This window comes from Arthrobacter sp. 92 (genome assembly GCF_050260325.1).
GTDB lineage: Bacteria > Actinomycetota > Actinomycetes > Actinomycetales > Micrococcaceae > Arthrobacter.
In genome coordinates, this window is sequence record NZ_CP189863.1 from 4,453,870 (window position 1) to 4,469,735 (window position 15,866).

Genomic DNA, 15,866 nt, shown 5'->3' on the forward strand with positions numbered 1-15,866 from the left:
AATCCATTGGCCCCGTCGACATAACCGCGGGCGCGGACCCCTAAACCTCCGCCACCGGTGCGGCGAACTGCGCCGCGTACAGCGCGGCGTACGCCCCACCCGCGGCCAACAACTCCGCGTGCGTCCCCTGCTCCACTATCTGCCCGGCCTCCATCACCAGGATGAGGTCGGCGTCGCGGATGGTGGAAAGCCGGTGCGCGATCACGAAGCTCGTCCGGTCGCTCCTCAAGGCGCTCATCGCTTTCTGCACCAGCACCTCGGTGCGGGTGTCCACCGAGCTGGTGGCCTCGTCCAGAATGAGGACTGAAGGGCGGGCCAGGAACGCGCGGGCAATGGTGAGCAGTTGCTTCTCACCCGCGGAGACGTTGCCGCCCTCGTCGTCGAGCACGGTGTCATAGCCCTCGGGCAAGGACCGTACGAACCGGTCCACGTATGTGGCCTGCGCCGCCTCGAGAATCTCGGATTCAGAGGCAGACGGGCGGCCGTAGGCGATGTTGTCCCGGATAGTCCCGCCGAACAGCCAGGTGTCCTGCAGCACCATGCCCATCCGCGAGCGCAGCTCGTGCCGGGTCATGGCGGCGACGTCCACGCCGTCGAGCGTTATCCGCCCCTTATCCAGCTCGTAGAACCGCATCATCAGGTTCACCAGCGTGGTCTTCCCGGCGCCGGTGGGGCCCACGATCGCCACCGTCTGCCCAGGCTCCGCCACCAGGCTCAGATCGGAGATCAGGGGCTTGTCCGGCGAATAGGAGAAGGAGACGTCCTCGAACTCCAGCCGCCCGCGCGTCACCTCGGGCTGCAACGGGACATCCGGATCGGACAGCTGTTCCTCCGTGTCCAGCAGCTCGAACACCCGCTCCGCGGACGCCACTCCGGACTGCAGCAGGTTGGCCATGGAACCAAGCTGTGCCAGCGGCTGGGTGAACTGGCGCGAGTACTGGATGAACGCCTGCACGTCGCCCAGCTGCATGGCGCCGGAGGCCACCTGCAGGCCGCCCACCACGGCGATCCCCACATAGACCAGGTTCCCGATGAAGGTCATGGCCGGCATGATCAGGCCGGAAATGAACTGCGCGCCGAAACTGGCGTCGAACAGCTCCACGTTCTTCTGCCGGAACCGTTCCTCCACCTCCCGCTGCCGGCCGAACACCTTCACCAGCGCATGTCCGGTGTACGTCTCCTCGATCTGCCCGTTCAGCTCCCCGGTGTGCTTCCACTGCGCCACAAACAACTTTTGTGAACGCTTGGCAATCATGGTGGTGGTCACCAGCGTCAGCGGAATCGTCACCAGCGCGATCACCGCCAAAGTGGGCGAGAGCAGCACCATCATCAGCAGCACCCCGGCCACGGTCAGCAGCGAGGTCACCGCCTGGCTGATGGACTGCTGCATGCTTTGGGAGATGTTGTCCACGTCGTTGGTCACCCGGCTGAGCAGCTCACCGCGCTGCACGGAGTCGAAGTAGCGCAATGGGAGCCGGTTGATCTTCGCCTCGATCCGCTCGCGCAGCCGGAACACCGTGCGTTGCACCACGCCGTTGAGCACATAGGCCTGCACCCAGCTGAACGCCGAGGCCAGCACATACAGCGCCAACGCCCACAGCAGCACAGTGGAGAGCGCGGTGAAGTCGATCCCCGTCCCGGGCGTCAGCGTCATGGCGCTGAGCATGTCCGCCTTCTGGTTCTCCCCAGCGGCCCGCAGCTGCGCAATCAGCTGCTCCTTGCTCACCCCGGCCGGAAGCTGCTTGGACACCACTCCGGAGAAGATCAGGTTGGTGCCCTCCCCCAGCAGCCGCGGTCCGATCACCGAGAACGTCACGCTCACCACGGCGAGCGCCAGCACCAGCAACAGCCACAGCCGCTCGGGGCGAAGCTCGCCCAGCAGCCGTTTGGCGGAGGGCCCGAAGTTCATTGCCTTTTCCGCCGGAATGTTCATCCCGGCGAACGGGCCGCCGTGCCCGGGACCCCCACGCGGCCGGACAGGCATGCGTACGACGGCGGAGTCCCCGCCGGGGCCGCCGGCAGCAGCGGCCGTTCCGGTCCGGTTCCCACGAACAGTGCTCATGCCGCCTCCTCCGCCGCCAGCTGCGAGCTCACAATCTCCTGGTACGTATCGGACGTCTCCAGGAGCTCTTCGTGTGTTCCGTGGCCCACGATCCTGCCGTCGTCGAGCACCAGGATCTGGTCCGCGTCCACGATGCTGGACACGCGCTGGGCGATGATCACCAGGGTGGCTCCTGCCGTGTTGTGCTTGAGCGCCTGTCGGAGGCGGGCATCGGTGGCGGTGTCCAGCGAGGAGAAGGAGTCATCAAAAATGTAGAGCTCGGGCCGTTTCACCAGTGCCCGGGCAATGGCGATCCGCTGCCGCTGCCCGCCGGAGACGTTGGTGCCGCCCTGCGAGATGGGTGCGTCCAGGCCGCCCTCCATTTCGCGGACGAAGTCCTCCGCCTGCGCGATGGAGAGCGCCCCCCAGAGCTCTTCTTCAGTGGCGTCGGGCTTGCCATAGAGCAGGTTGCTGCGGACGGTACCGGAAAACAGGTACGGCTTCTGCGGAACCAGTCCGATGTGCCCCCACAGGAGGTCCGGGTGCAGGTCCTTCACGTCCACGCCGTCGATCAGCACCGCACCGCTCGTGGCGTCGAAGAGTCGCGGCATGAGGTTCACCAGGGTGGTCTTGCCGGAGCCAGTGCTGCCGATGATCGCCGTCGTCTGCCCCGAACGGGCGGTGAAGCTGACGTGCGAGAGAACCGGCTGCTCGGCACCCGGGTAGGCGAACCCGACGTCGCGCATCTCCAGCTGGCCGCTGTAGCGGCCGCCCGGCCCCGCCGCGAGGGACACGGGGTTCAGCGGGGGGCGGACACTGGATTCGGTGCCCAGCACGGCGCCGATCCGGTCCGCCGAGACCGCGGCGCGGGGAATCATCACGGCCATAAACGTGGCCATCATGACGGACATCAGGATCTGCAGGAGGTAGCTGAGGAAGGCGATCAGCGTGCCAACCTGCATGGAGCCGTCCTCGATCCGGAACGAGCCGAACCAGATCACGGCCACGCTGGAGACGTTCAGCACCAGCATGACCGTGGGGAACGCGAGCGCCATCAGGCGCCCGGCGCGCAGTGCCGTGTCCGTGACGTCCTCGTTGGCTTTCCCGAAGCGGGCGGTCTCAATGTCCTCCCGCACGAACGCGCGCACCACGCGGATGCCGGCAAGTTGTTCGCGGAGGACCCGGTTGACGCTGTCGATCCGGGTCTGCATCAGACGGAACAGCGGCACCATGCGGGTGATGATCAACCCGACGGCAATCATCAGCACGGGCACGCTCACCGCGATGAGCCACGACAGCTGCGCATCCTGCCGGACCGCCATGATCACGCCGCCGATGCTCAGCATGGGCGCGGCCACCATCAGCGTGGCGGACATCAGCACCAACTGCTGGACCTGCTGGACATCATTGGTGGAGCGGGTGATGAGGCTCGGCGCTCCGAACCGGCTCACCTCCTGCTCGGAGAACTCGGCCACCCGCGTGAAGATCGCTCCGCGGACGTCCCGGCCCAGGGCCATCGCTGCCTTCGCGCCGAAGTACACGGCGGTGACGGCGCAGGCGATCTGCAGGAGCGTGATGAACAACATCAGGGAGCCGGTTCGCAGGATGTAGCCGGTGTCCCCCTTCGCCACACCCTGATCGATGATGTCCGCGTTCAGAGTGGGCAGGTACAGGGAAGCGATGGACTGCGCCAGCTGGAAAACGACGACGGCGAACAGCAGCCGCTGCTGCGGCCTCAGGTATTCAACGAGCAGTTTCCACAGCATCCGATCTCCAACTCAGCCTACGAGGATCTCCCAGAAAGTAATTTGAAGGCCAGTGTACGTCCGCAAGCTGGGGCTGGACCGGCTTCCTCTCACGGCGAATCGGGCCGCGCGTGGCGGGCTTGGTCAGCGCAGGTGGAACGCGTCGGTGCGCAGGCTGCGGAGGGCCCGGAGGATGACCGAGAGAATTTCGAAATCCCGGTCCGTTGCGGAGTCGGCGTCGGAGAGCTCCTGCAGGGCCTCGGAGATCAGCCGGAGTTTTCCCTCGACCAGCGGAGAATGCCCTGATGTGCCGGCGGTGCCCGATGCGGTCAGTGACAGAGTTCGGGCGGCGCTGGACAGGACGTCATAAAAGTCCTCGCGCAGGGATGCACGGGCCATGGTCTCCCAGGCATCGTTGCGGGGCAGCGTGTCTATCCGGCTCAGCAGCTTGCGTCCCTCGATCTGTTCGAACAGGTCAAAGTAGGTCCTGGCCAGTTCTTCCGGATGCAGTCCGGTCTTGCCGGAGGTCGCGATGATATCCAGGAGCGGATATTGATAAAGGAGGGCGGAGGCCTTGCGGGCCATGCCGGCCGGCACCCCCTGTTCCTGGAAATGCCCGGCCGTTTCCGCCACTTCATCGTTCTGGCTGGGGTGGAGCAGTGACGGAAGCGCCTCCGACAGTTTGGCCGCCGGTCCGGCAAACCTGTCGACTTCGTCCCGCACGGACAGCGTTGAAACCTGGTTCTTCAGGAACCATCTGCTGGAGCGGTCCAGCAGCCGGCGCATCACCCGGTCCAGCTGATCCTGGACGGCGGTGGACACCCGGCCGTCCAATGCGCGGATTTCGTCGAAAAACTCCTGCTGGCCCCAGATCCCGGCCGAGACGCAGTAGGCGCGGACGGCGTCTGGCTCACCGGCGCCGGTTTCTTCGCACAGCCGGTGGACGAACGTGATGCCGGCGTGGTTGACCAGCCGGTTCGCCAGCACGGTGCTGATGATTTCCCGCCGCAGGGGATGTGTGCCGAGGTGCGCGCGGGTCCTGGCCACGAGGGGTGGCGGAAAGTATCCCTCAAGTTCCAGCTGCGCCCAGGGCTCCTCGGGCAGCGGGCTGGCCAGTAAAGCCGCACGCAAGGACGACTTGATGTGTGCCATCAGAACGGCGATTTCCGGCCTCGTGAGGCTTTGTCCGTTCCGGATCCGTGTGGCCAACTCCTCACGTCCGGGCAGGGCATCCGTCCGGGGGTCAATGCGGCCGGATTCCTCCAGCGCTGTGATGGCCCTGGCAAAGACGCGTGCCACGGACGGTTTGTGATTTACAGTGGTCCCGAGTGCGTAATTCTGCTCGAAACTGTTGCCCAGGACCGCGTCAGCCACGTCGGGCGCTATTTGCGTCAGGACGGACGCACGTTTCAGCCCCGTGAGGTCGCCGGCGGCAACCGCGGCGTTCAGAAGGATTTTGATGTTGACTTCGTGATCCGAGCAGTCGAGGCCCGCCGAGCGGTCAATGGCGTCCGTGTTGATTCGCACTCCGCGCATGGCGGCCTGGATTCGGCCGGGGGCCGTCACACCCTGGGTTCCGCCTTCCGCGATGACTTTGGCGCGAAGCTCATCAGCGTTGATCCGCACCGGGTCGTTGCCCTTGTCGGCAGCATCGAGGTGGGACTCCGCGCTGCCTTTGACGTAGGTTCCGGGGCCGCCGTGGAAAAGCAGGGTCACGGGCGCGCGCAGCACGGCCTGGACCAACTGATCCGGCGCCATCCTCAGCGGTCCGTCGTAGCCCAGGGCTTCGGCCGCTTCCCGGGAGATCTCGACGGCGTCCGCGCGGCGTGAGTAGACGTTTCCGCCCGGGGACAGGAGACTGGCGTCGAACTCGGCCCAGGACCACTCGCGGAGCCCGGAGAGCCTGGCCCGCTCAGCGAACGTGGCTGCCGTGTCCGGCCGCGGGTCGATGAAAATGTGCCGGCGGTCGAAGGCGGCCAGGAGCGCGATCCGTTCGCTATAGAGCATCGCTTGTCCGAGCACGTCGCCGCCCATATCCCCCACCGCCACGGCGTCAATCGACCCGGACTCATAAGGGAAGCCCATTTCCCGGAGGTGCCGCTTGACCGATTCCCACACGCCGCGGGCCGTGATGCCCATGGCCCGCTGGTCGTAGCCGGAGGATCCGTCCGGGGCAAAGGCGTCCCCCAGCCAGAAGCCACGTTCCGCGGCTATGGAGTTGGCAAGGTCGGAGAATCCGGTGGTGCCCTGGTCCGCGGCAACAACAAGGTAGGCGTCGTCGCCGTCGTGGCGGACCACCCGGCCGGGTGCCCGCACAGCGACGGCCCGGCCATTCAGCACCAGATTGTCCGTGACGTCCAGCAGGCCGTGAATAAACGTGCGGTAGGCGTCCTGTCCATGCGGCAGAACCTCGGCCGGAGCCGCCCTGGCCGCCTGCCCCTTGCTGATGAAGGCACCCCCGGCCCCTGCGGGAACGATCACGGCGTTCCTGACCGCCTGGGCCCGGAGGAGGTCGAGGACCTCCGCTCGAAAGTCCTCGCGCCGATCGCTCCATCGCAATCCGCCCCGCGCCACCCTGCCGTACCGCACATAGATGCCCTCCATGTGGGGAGCGTAGACCCAGAACTCGTGATCGGGGCGAGGATCCGGCACGAAGGGCAGTCCTGCGGGGTGGATCTTGAACACGAGGTGGCTCGTGGGTCCGCCATTTGCGGCGTGCTGATACGAATTGGTCCGGACTGTCGATGTGATGACCTGCAGAAAAGACCGGATGATCTGGTCGTCGTCGTTGCCCCTTATTCCGTCAAGGTCCTTTTCGAGCCTGTTCAGGGCAGCAGCGATCAGCTGCGGCCTGCCGGCCGCCTCCTGGTCGGGGTCGAACCGCGCTTCGTAGTATCCGATGAGATCCCGCGAGGCCTGAGCGTGCGCCGCAAGCACACGGGCCACACGGTCATGGGAGAAGGTCAGCCCGGCCTGGCGGAGGTACCGCGAGTACGCGCGCAGCACCGCCGCCTCCGGCCATGCCAGGCCGGCCGCCGTAACGAGCCTGTTGAAACTGTCGGATTCAGCGGCTCCGGCCCACACGGCCCGCAGCGCGGATGCTATCCGAAGCTGTTGCCCATCGGGCAGGTCCGGCCCCGCATCCTGCAGTCCCAGGCCGTAAATCCAGGCGGCCGCGCCATCCGGGTGCAACAGCCGGTACGGCTTCTCCTCCGTCACGGTCAGGCCCAGGTCCCGGAGCGGGGGCACAAAATCATCCAACGTCAGTTCGGTGAGGCTGATGATCTTCAGGCGTGGATGAGGCCCGCGGCGTTCGTCCGATTGGAAGGCCACGTGCCGGGCCGCCCCGGGTCCGGAACCAGGACCCGGACCGCCCGCACCTGGGGCGCCTGCCAAAGTCTCAAGGGCCAGCACATCGTTGAGGGCCGCGGAGGAACTGAAGTCCTCACGATAGGAAAGCGGAAACGCGCCCAGCCACAGGCCGCACAGTTCCGCTGCCCGGCCGGCACCGAGCCTCTCCGCCGCCAGCCGGGTGAACTCCGAGTCCCAGTCCGTCGTCCACCGCGAGACCTGTGTGTCCGGGTCATCCGTGGAGTACGACATATTCTTTTCTCCCCTGCCCCATCATTTAATTCAAGGGCCACGGCTGAATCGGGGTTTCCGGGCCGCGGGGCTGAGCGTCAACCAGGTTGCTCCCGGGCCTCAGAGGCTAGCTCGTCAGCACCACGTTTGCGGGCGGTTCACCGGCCAGCATGAGGTCGATTTGCCGCTGGACCAGCCGGCCCATCCGCGGGAGCATCGCCGAACTCGCGCCGCCCACGTGCGGGGTGATGATCACGCCGGGAGTCCGCCACAGCGGGTGGTCCTGCGGCAGCGGTTCGGGGTCCGTAACGTCCAGCGCGGCACGGATCCTCCCGGACGCCGTGTGTCGGACAAGAGCCTCCGTGTCCGCCACGGGCCCCCGGGCAATGTTCACCAAGAGAGCGCCGTCCGCCATGGCAGAGAGGAAGGCATCGTCAACCAGGTGCCGGGTGACGTCGCTGAGTGGTACCCCCACAATCACAATGTCGTGCTCCGGCAGCAGCGCGTGAAGCTCCGCTATTGCGTGGACGCGGCCGTTTCCGTCCGTCCGTTCCCTGCTGGCCACACGGGTCACGCTGGTTTCAAACGGGAGGAGCCGGCTTTCAATCGCCTTGCCCACACCCCCGTAGCCGACAATGAGCACGCGGCGGTCGGCCAGGCTCGCTGTTGGCCTGGACTCCCATACGCCGTCCTGCTGGTTCCGCAGGATGCGGGGGAACTCGCGCTGGCTGGCCAGGATCATGGCGAGGGCCAGTTCCGCGGTGGAGGTTTCGTGCACGCCGGCGGCGTTGGCGAAGACCCGTCCGGGCGGGAGCGATTCGGCCACGCCGTCGTAGCCGATGGACTGGCTCTGTACGAGCCCGGTCTCCACACCCTCGAGGCTGCGCAGCACCTGCGGTCCACGCATGTAGGGCGGCACCACGATGTCGAGCCGGGGTTCCGGGGGCGGCCCGGCAAAATCCCACTCCACGAACGTCACACCCGCCTGCGGCTGGAGGTAGTCACGCAGCGTTGCGTCCGGCAGGCTCACAGTCAGTTTGCGGGTCATACGTGCCAGCCTAACGGAGCACCGGCGGCCGACGGCGGCACCCGCCACCCGCGGTTGGCCCTCAGTTGGGTGCTTCGATGGGTGCCTCCGCGTCCCGTTCTGCTGGCTAGCTGGTGTGGCGGAAGATTCCCACGGCTTCGCGGATGGCGTAGTAGACGATCACCAGACCGGCAAGCGGGTCCGCCCACCACCAGCCGGCGAGATCAGCCAGCAGTACTCCAAGCAGGACCGAGGCCGCCAGGAGCCCGTCGATGAATGTCACCCTGCCTTCGGCGGTGAGGACGGGGTTGCCCAGCGCCTTGCCTGTGCGGGACTTTCCCGCCGCAAGGGCGAACATGAGGACGGCGGTGACGGCTGTCCAGCCGATCCCGAGGGGGCTGGGTGATGCATGGTGCCCGGAGGCCAGAGCAACGCCTGACTGGATGAGCAGGTATAGGGCCAACGCGAGGAACGCACCTCCGATCAGCTTCAGCGCGAAACGCTGACGGTGTTCGCCCGTTCCCGAGAGCTCCCAAATCACCACCGTGCTGGCGCCGATCTCGATGAGGCTGTCCAGCGCAAAACCAGCCAGCGCCACCGAGCCGGCGGCGAATGAAGCAGCCGCCAGGACCGCCACCCCGATCACGTTCCAGCCCAGAGTGGCCCACTCAAGGGCGAAACCACGGCGCCGCAACCTGCTCATGTCCACGGTCCGGGTGGCCTCATCATGCATGGGAATCTCCTGTTCAGTGCCGAAGGCTGTTCAGTGCCGAAAGCTGCTCAGTGCCGGAAGCTCGCCCTTCCAGCGGAACGGCCAACCGTTCAATGATCGCAGGAGTCGGCGGATCAGGCCCGTCAGCCGTTCGTCGGGACCCGGCGCGGGCCCCGCCAATGTGCGGTTAGAACAGCCGGTTGACCACGGCCTGTGTCAGCTGGTGGATCACGTCGGTGCGTTCCTGGAGATCGCTGAGGTCCTCGCTCTTGGTGTAGATCACCAGGGCGTAGGAGTTGTCCCCTTTGGTGAGAATGCCGGCGTCGTGAAGTTCGCCGTCGAGCAGCCCGTACTTGTGGTAAACGGTGACGCCCGGGGGAACAGCGGCGGGGATAAGCGTTTCATAGTTGGTGTCCTGCATGTAGGACACCAGCTCGGCGGTATCCGCCGGGTTGAGCAGCTGTCCGGTGTATAGCTGGGACAGGACGCTCGCCATCGCCGCCGGGGTCAGGGTGTTGCTCTCGGGGCTGTAGGTGACCCCGATGGATCCGGCGTAGTCGCTGAGTTCCTGGTGTCCGATCGCGTCCATCACCAGGGACCAGGAGTCGTTGTCGCTGTCCTGAACCATTTCCTGGATTTGGAACCCTGCCGTGAAGCTCCCCATGGGGTCATCCAGCGATGCGCCGCCCGTTTCGACAAGGTGGTAGTAGGCCGCAGCTGCCAAGACCTTCGCCGTGCTAGCCGCCTCGAACGGGTCCGTCACCCCGTATTGATGGACCATATCCTGCCCCGCACCCCCGGAAAGGCTGACCAGGGCCACGCCGATCTGGTACTGGCTGTTCGCGTTGAGAATGCTGTTGATTTCATTGTCCAGTGCGGCATTGATGTCGCCCGAGGGCGCGGCCGTTGCGTCGATCCCCACCGGCGGGGTGGCCTGGGGAGTGGCGACCGCGGTAGGGGTTGCCGCGGTAGGGGTTGCCGCGGGCGGGACAACCCCTCGCTTGGCAGCCGCGGCGGCGGTGGGCTGCGACGTCGCGGTGGACTGTGTCCTCGCGGTGGGCCGGGCAGGGGAGGCCGCGGAGCCGGCCTGGGCGCCGGCATGGAGGGCTGCCCCCACCGTGATCACCAGAACTGCCGCGCCGGTGGCCAGGATCAGGCGGCGGGCCCGGGCCGGCCGGCGCGTCCATCTGCCGCCTTCGTGAATGCGGGGGCGGTGCCGGGGTTGGGGCGGGGTCTGTTGTTCCATGGTGGCCTCAACGTAGCCACCGAACCTATGCCTCAGCTATGAAAACGCTGTCCGCGGGGCATATCCAGGAAGCGCCCCGGCAACTACACGTTCTCGTCCCACGTACCCGCGTCCTGGGCGGCTTCTTCCGGCTTATGCTCGGCGTCGGGGTCCCCGCTCCCCACATAGGCTGCCGGCACCGATCCGGCGGCCTGGGTCTGCTGCTCCTCGCGGATGTTCCTGGCGCCCTTGGTCTTCATGGAGTCCGGGTGCGGCTGCCCTAAATCAACAGCATCGGGGTCACCCGGGCCGCGAAGGCCGGCATCATGGTTCTCATCGTTCTGGCTCGTCATGGCAGGGCCTTTCCTTGGTTCGGTCCCCGGCGTTCCGGCCCGGTTTGCGGCCAGCCGGTTCCCACAGCCTATGGTCCCGGACGGTGCCCTGGCCACAGCGCCGCGGTGCGCAGTCAATCCCGGAAACAAGGCTGGCGGGGACGGCCACGCGGAGAGAGGATTGTCTTACCGGGTTAACCAATGCGAAAAGCGGTGCCCGGCACCAACCCCCACTGCAGGGGCTGCTTGAACCGGACAGGAACGGCTGCCGCTTCAGACAAACGTGATCGCGGCCGGACGGGCCTGTTCTAACCTTGATTGTGTAGGAGCAGGAAAGATGTTCATCACCGCATCACCCGAGAAATCCCGACGCATCCGGGCCAGGGCCGCTCTGGTCTCGGCGGTTTCGTTGGGGCTCATTGGGGGACCCTTGGCCTTGGCCGCCGCGCCGGCCGAGGCCGCAACGTCGTTACGTGGCTGCACGGTGGATCCCCTCAAGCCGACCGACGAACATGGCCGCAAGGCCGACTTCAGGATTCGAGTGTCCTGCAACGGTCCCAAGACCGTGGAGATCCGTCAGGAGCGCTATGAGGACGACCCCGGAGGGCGCCGGAACGACGACTTCCTGGGACGCGACAAATTCACGGAAAGCTTCGACCGGAGCGACAAGCGGGTAACCATCCACAGCATCGACAACGTGCCCAACCTGGACCGCAGGGGCGCCGAGGAGGTGTACCAGAGGGTCTCCTTCCGCGTGAGGAACAACAACAACGACAACTGGTCTGATTGGACCTCCTGGGAAAAGAGCGACGTCGCAACGGTTCGGCCCTGAACCTTCCGTTTAGAACTCCCTTCATGGCCACAAATTCTTACAATTAAGTAGCGGCCATTACGGCACTCACGCCGCCCGGGCCGTCTTAACAGGAGGACCATGATGGGATGGGGTAACAAGATTCACAACGCCGCGGAGAAACTCCACGGCAAGGGCAAGGCAACAGCCGGCGGCGCCACCGGTAACGAACGGATGAGGGCCGAAGGCAAGGGACGCCAGGTCAGGGCCGACCTCAAGCAGGCCGGCGAGAAAATCAAGGACGCTTTCCGGAAGCACTGACCTACGCGGGCCCAGGCCTTGCCACCGAACAAGAGGACAAAGGGCGGTTTCCGGGCGGAAGGGCCGGGAACCGCCCTTCTCTTGTGCCCCTCTTGCTCCGGTCTCTTGCTCCGGGGCTGGGGGCGCTCTCCGGCCCGCGCTCCAATGCGGCTTCCGGACCGACGGCGTCGACAAATATCCCTCGAGCCCATCTTGACTCCCGCACCCTTCCTTCCCTACACTTTTCATACAGCAGAATATAACTTCCACAATACGAAATAGATAGAACGCGTAGGAAGCTTCCACTGCTGGCAAAGACGCCGCACCACGGACCCGCAAGGACTTAGACAATGACGTACACAGTGAACTGCTCCATCCTGCTGACGGAACTGCCGCTCCTCGAGCGCCCCGCCGCGGCGAAGGCTGCCGGCTTTGACGCCGTCGAATTCTGGTGGCCCTTTGACACCTCCGTCCCTGCCGACGCGGACGTCGCAAAGTTCGAGCGCGCCATCACCGACGCCGGTGTTCAGCTCACAGGTTTGAACTTCAACGCCGGCAACATGCCGGGAGGCGACCGCGGGCTGGTTTCGTGGCCGGCACGCTCGGCCGAGTTCCTCGACAACGTCGACGTCGTCGCAGGCATCGGCGGGCGGCTGGGCTGCACATCGTTCAATGCCCTCTACGGCAACCGGGTGGACGGCGAATCCGCCGAAAAGCAGGACGCCATCGGCGCCGAGAACCTCGCCACCGCGGCCGCCGGCGTGGCCCGCATCGGCGGCACCATCCTCCTCGAACCAGTCAGCGGCGCCCCCAAGTACCCGCTGCTCACGGCACAGGACGCCCTCGCAGTGATCGCCAGGGTCAAGGAAGAATCCGGTGCGGAGAACATCAAGCTCCTCGCGGACTTCTACCATCTGGCGGTCAATGGGGACGACGTGGCCGCCGTCATCGAAAAGCACGCCAGGGACTTCGGCCACATCCAGATCGCCGACAACCCCGGTCGCGGAGCCCCCGGAACCGGAGAGCTTCCGCTCGGCGAATGGATCGCCCGCAGCCGCGAACTCGGCTACGGCGGCTACATCGGTCTCGAATACAAGGAACCGAAGGAAACGGCGTTCTCCTGGGCCATCCGCGAACGCGCCTCCCGCTAGGTTCCGCTCCCCGCCCGCCCAACTGGCTAGCAGTAGATGTCGTTTTGAGCCCTCATAACGACATCTACTGCGACCTAGTTGGGTCCGTCCCGCTCGCACCACTTCAAACTTCAGTAAAGGAACCACAATGAGCAACGTTGCAGTTATCGGTCTCGGCATCATGGGCCTGCCCATGGCCATCAACCTCGTCAAGGCCGGCCACACCGTCACCGGCTTCAACCGCAGCCAGGACAGGATCGACAAGCTCGTCTCCGAAGGCGGCAAGGGTGCAACCAGCATCGCGGATGCCGTCAAGGACGCCGACGTGGTCATCACCATGGTGCCGGACTCCCCCGACGTCGAGGGCGTTGTCAGCGGTGCGGACGGCGTCTTCGCCAACGCCAGGCAGGGCACCCTCTGGATCGACGCATCCAGCATCCGCCCGGACGTGGCCAAGCGCCTGGCCGATGACGCCAAGGCCGCCGGCATCCGCGCCCTCGACGCCCCGGTTTCCGGCGGCGAACAGGGTGCCATCGACGCGGCACTCTCCATCATGGTGGGTGGGGAAAAAGAAGACTTCGAGGCAGCACAGGACGTCCTCAACGCCGTCGGCAAGACCATCGTCCACGTCGGCCCCGCGGGATCCGGCCAGACCGTCAAGGCGGCCAACCAGCTGATCGTTGCCGTCAACATCGAGGTCCTGGCGGAGGCCATCGCCTTCCTTGAGGCCTACGGCGTGGACACCGACGCAGCCCTTAAGGTTCTCGGCGGCGGCCTGGCCGGTTCCAAGGTCCTGGACCAGAAGGGCCAGAAGATGCTGGACCGCAACTTCGAACCCGGCTTCCGCCTGGCCCTGCACCACAAGGACCTCGGCATCGTCACCTCCGCCGCCCGCGAGGCCAACGTCGTACTTCCCCTGGGCGCCCTCGCCGCTCAGCTGGTCGCCGCCACCGTCAACCAGGGCGACGGCGGACTGGACCACTCCGGCCTCTTCAAGCAGGTCCTGCAGCTGTCAGGACGTAAATAGGCCGGCAGCCCCGAAAAGGGGCACTTCGACACGGACACGCCGGACGCCGTCGTAATTCACGACGACGACTCCCCCAAAGTGCCCCGCGACGGTTCGCCGGGCTTCCCTTCAGCACACCCAATTTCCGGGCTACACGAGCCCAACAGACTTCCTAGGAGCACACAATGACCAAGATGCGCACCGTAGACGCTGCCATCGCCATCCTGGAAAAGGAGGGCGCCACCGAGGCGTTCGGCCTGCCAGGCGCGGCGATCAACCCCTTCTACTCGGCCATGCGGAACCACGGCGGCATCCGCCACACCCTGGCCCGCCATGTTGAAGGCGCCAGCCACATGGCGGACGGCTACAGCCGGGCAAAGGACGGCAACATCGGCATCTGCGTCGGCACCTCCGGACCGGCCGGAACCGACATGATCACCGGGCTGTACGCGGCCTGGGCCGACTCGATCCCCATGCTCTGCATCACCGGCCAGGCTCCCGTGGCCAAGCTGCACAAGGAAGACTTCCAGGCCGTGGACATCGAATCCATCGCCAAGCCCGTCACCAAGATGGCAATGACCATCCGGGAACCGGGCCAGGTTCCCGGCGCCTTCCAGAAGGCCTTCCAGCTGATGCGCTCCGGCCGCCCGGGCCCGGTGTTGCTGGACCTGCCCATCGACGTGCAGATGGCCGAGATCGAATTCGACATCGATACCTACGAGCCGCTGCCCGTGGAGAAGCCCCGGGCCAGCCGCAAGCAGCTGGAAAAGGCACTGGACATGCTCACCGCCGCGCGGCACCCGCTGATCGTGGCCGGCGGCGGAATCATCAACGCCGGCGCCTCCGCGCAGCTGGTGGAACTGGCCGAACTGCTCGGTGTGCCCGTCATCCCCACCCTGATGGGCTGGGGCGCCATCGCGGACGACCACCCGCTGATGGCGGGCATGGTTGGCCTGCAGACCAGCCACCGCTACGGCAACGAGACCTACCTGCGGAGCGATTTCGTCATCGGCATCGGCAACCGCTGGGCCAACCGCCACACCGGCGGCCTGGACACCTACACGGCCGGCCGCACGTTCGTACACATCGACATCGAGCCCACGCAGATCGGCCGCGTGTTCTCCCCGGACCTGGGCATCGCGTCCGACGCCGGCGCGGCGCTGGAGGGCCTGGTTGCTCTGGCCCGCGAGCGCAAAGCGGCCGCCTCCCTGCCGGACTACACCGGCTGGGTTGCCGAATGCGCCGGGCGCAAGGCCACCATGCACCGCAAGACGCACTTCGAGAACATCCCCATCAAGCCGCAGCGCGTGTACGAAGAGATGAACCGTTCATTTGGACGAGACACCACCTACGTGTCCACCATCGGCCTGTCCCAGATCGCCGGCGCCCAGATGCTGCACGTCTTTGGCCCGCGCAAGTGGATCAACGCCGGCCAGGCGGGTCCCCTGGGCTGGACCGCTCCGGCCGCCCTGGGCGTGGTGCGCGGCAAGCCGGACGAGACCGTGGTTGCCCTGTCCGGTGACTACGACTTCCAGTTCATGATCGAGGAACTGGCCGTGGGCGCGCAGTTCAACCTGCCCTACATCCACGTGGTGGTCAACAACTCCTACCTGGGCCTGATCCGCCAGTCCCAGCGCGGTTTCAACATGGAACAGAATGTGTCCCTGGCGTTCGAGAACATCAACTCCACTGATCTCTCTGCGAACGCGGCGGGCTACGGCGTGGACCACATCAAGGTGGCCGAGGGCCTGGGCTGCAAGGCCATCCGCGTGGAGGACCCCAACGACCTGGGCGCCGCGTTCGACAAGGCCAAGGCGCTCATGGGCGAGTTCAAGGTTCCGGTGGTGGTGGAAGTGATCCTGGAGAAGGTCACCAACATCTCCATGGGCACCGAGCTCAACAACGTGAACGAGTTCGAGGACCTGGCCGTGACCCGCGAGGACGCCCCCACCGCCATCCTGGCACTGCAGGCCTAG

General features: G+C 66.1%; 12 protein-coding genes. 5 read left to right on the forward strand and 7 right to left on the reverse strand.

What is annotated here, in order from left to right:
• Window positions 1-40: 40 nt before the first annotated feature.
• The 7 genes from ACP4XC_RS20755 to ACP4XC_RS20785 form a co-directional block, all read right to left on the reverse strand.
• Window positions 41-2,062, reverse strand: coding sequence for an ABC transporter ATP-binding protein (locus tag ACP4XC_RS20755; protein WP_427172616.1), 2,022 nt, complete (start codon window positions 2,060-2,062; stop codon window positions 41-43).
• Window positions 2,059-3,807, reverse strand: a complete 1,749-nt coding sequence (locus ACP4XC_RS20760) for an ABC transporter ATP-binding protein (RefSeq protein WP_427172617.1) — start codon at window positions 3,805-3,807, stop codon at window positions 2,059-2,061. Before ACP4XC_RS20760 ends, ACP4XC_RS20755 begins: the two co-directional genes overlap by 4 nt.
• A 123-nt stretch (window positions 3,808-3,930) precedes the next feature.
• Window positions 3,931-7,389: an NAD-glutamate dehydrogenase domain-containing protein gene (locus ACP4XC_RS20765; RefSeq protein WP_427172618.1), complete on the reverse strand. Its 3,459-nt coding sequence runs from the start codon at window positions 7,387-7,389 to the stop codon at window positions 3,931-3,933.
• A gap of 106 nt (window positions 7,390-7,495) precedes the next feature.
• The gene (locus ACP4XC_RS20770) at window positions 7,496-8,416 is read right to left on the reverse strand and encodes a 2-hydroxyacid dehydrogenase (RefSeq protein WP_427172619.1); all 921 of its coding nucleotides are present in this window, start codon (window positions 8,414-8,416) and stop codon (window positions 7,496-7,498) included.
• A 106-nt stretch (window positions 8,417-8,522) separates the two neighbouring features.
• Window positions 8,523-9,128: a cation transporter gene (locus tag ACP4XC_RS20775; protein ID WP_427172621.1), complete on the reverse strand. Its 606-nt coding sequence runs from the start codon at window positions 9,126-9,128 to the stop codon at window positions 8,523-8,525.
• Between the two features lie 166 nt (window positions 9,129-9,294).
• Entirely contained in the window at window positions 9,295-10,353 is a 1,059-nt protein-coding gene (locus tag ACP4XC_RS20780) for a serine hydrolase (protein ID WP_427172622.1), read from the reverse strand.
• Window positions 10,354-10,436: 83 nt separating this feature from the next.
• Entirely contained in the window at window positions 10,437-10,685 is a 249-nt protein-coding gene (locus ACP4XC_RS20785; protein WP_427172623.1) for a hypothetical protein, read from the reverse strand.
• A gap of 316 nt (window positions 10,686-11,001) precedes the next feature.
• Between ACP4XC_RS20785 and ACP4XC_RS20790 the strand changes: the two genes are divergently transcribed.
• The 5 genes from ACP4XC_RS20790 to gcl all read left to right on the forward strand — a co-directional run bounded on the left by ACP4XC_RS20790 (window position 11,002) and on the right by gcl (window position 15,866).
• The gene (locus tag ACP4XC_RS20790; protein ID WP_427172624.1) at window positions 11,002-11,496 is read left to right on the forward strand and encodes a hypothetical protein; all 495 of its coding nucleotides are present in this window, start codon (window positions 11,002-11,004) and stop codon (window positions 11,494-11,496) included.
• Window positions 11,497-11,598: 102 nt separating this feature from the next.
• Window positions 11,599-11,775 (forward strand): CsbD family protein, encoded by a 177-nt coding sequence (locus ACP4XC_RS20795; protein ID WP_427175184.1) that lies wholly within the window; start codon window positions 11,599-11,601, stop codon window positions 11,773-11,775.
• Window positions 11,776-12,104: 329 nt separating this feature from the next.
• Window positions 12,105-12,905: a hydroxypyruvate isomerase family protein gene (locus tag ACP4XC_RS20800; RefSeq protein WP_427172625.1), complete on the forward strand. Its 801-nt coding sequence runs from the start codon at window positions 12,105-12,107 to the stop codon at window positions 12,903-12,905.
• A 67-nt stretch (window positions 12,906-12,972) separates the two neighbouring features.
• On the forward strand, window positions 12,973-13,911 hold the full coding sequence (locus ACP4XC_RS20805) for a 2-hydroxy-3-oxopropionate reductase (protein WP_427175185.1): 939 nt from the start codon (window positions 12,973-12,975) through the stop codon (window positions 13,909-13,911).
• Window positions 13,912-14,075: 164 nt separating this feature from the next.
• Window positions 14,076-15,866 carry a glyoxylate carboligase gene (gcl, locus tag ACP4XC_RS20810; RefSeq protein WP_427172626.1) on the forward strand — a complete coding sequence of 597 codons (1,791 nt, stop codon included), beginning with the start codon at window positions 14,076-14,078 and terminating at the stop codon, window positions 15,864-15,866.

Bases quoted from the DNA above. Each gene is read 5' to 3' on its own strand.
- ACP4XC_RS20755 (WP_427172616.1), bottom strand. From the start codon at position 2,062: ATGAGCACTGTTCGTGGGAACCGGACCGGAACGGCCGCTGCTGCCGGC.
- ACP4XC_RS20770 (WP_427172619.1), bottom strand. From the start codon at position 8,416: ATGACCCGCAAACTGACTGTGAGCCTGCCGGACGCAACGCTGCGTGAC.
- ACP4XC_RS20800 (WP_427172625.1), top strand. From the start codon at position 12,105: ATGACGTACACAGTGAACTGCTCCATCCTGCTGACGGAACTGCCGCTC.
- ACP4XC_RS20760 (WP_427172617.1), bottom strand. From the start codon at position 3,807: ATGCTGTGGAAACTGCTCGTTGAATACCTGAGGCCGCAGCAGCGGCTG.
- ACP4XC_RS20795 (WP_427175184.1), top strand. From the start codon at position 11,599: ATGGGATGGGGTAACAAGATTCACAACGCCGCGGAGAAACTCCACGGC.
- ACP4XC_RS20780 (WP_427172622.1), bottom strand. From the start codon at position 10,353: ATGGAACAACAGACCCCGCCCCAACCCCGGCACCGCCCCCGCATTCAC.
- ACP4XC_RS20790 (WP_427172624.1), top strand. From the start codon at position 11,002: ATGTTCATCACCGCATCACCCGAGAAATCCCGACGCATCCGGGCCAGG.
- ACP4XC_RS20785 (WP_427172623.1), bottom strand. From the start codon at position 10,685: ATGACGAGCCAGAACGATGAGAACCATGATGCCGGCCTTCGCGGCCCG.
- gcl (WP_427172626.1), top strand. From the start codon at position 14,076: ATGACCAAGATGCGCACCGTAGACGCTGCCATCGCCATCCTGGAAAAG.
- ACP4XC_RS20765 (WP_427172618.1), bottom strand. From the start codon at position 7,389: ATGTCGTACTCCACGGATGACCCGGACACACAGGTCTCGCGGTGGACG.
- ACP4XC_RS20775 (WP_427172621.1), bottom strand. From the start codon at position 9,128: ATGCATGATGAGGCCACCCGGACCGTGGACATGAGCAGGTTGCGGCGC.